Raw genomic sequence first — 235 nt, forward strand, 5'->3', positions numbered from 1 at the left:
GGCGGACGAGGCCGAGTTCAAACCGGGTGTGGGCGCGCCGAGTGCCAATGCCCTGGGCAGCCTGACCATCGATGCGGCTGGCAAGTGGAGCTATGAGGTCGCCAACAGCAAGGTGCAGTACCTGGGCGAAGGCGAGACCAAGGTCGAGACCTTCACCGTACAGAGCCTGGATGGCACCAGCCACACCGTGACCATCACCATCACCGGCGTCAATGACGGTGCCGAGATCAAGGGT

General features: G+C 63.4%; 1 protein-coding gene. It reads left to right on the forward strand.

The window, feature by feature from the left end:
- Positions 1-235, forward strand: a 235-nt coding sequence (locus AACW18_RS15900; RefSeq protein WP_218390099.1) for a VCBS domain-containing protein, incomplete at both ends; no start/stop codon positions are given.

This window comes from Aeromonas sp. sia0103, assembly GCF_963895295.1.
Classification (GTDB): Bacteria; Pseudomonadota; Gammaproteobacteria; order Enterobacterales; family Aeromonadaceae; genus Aeromonas; species Aeromonas encheleia.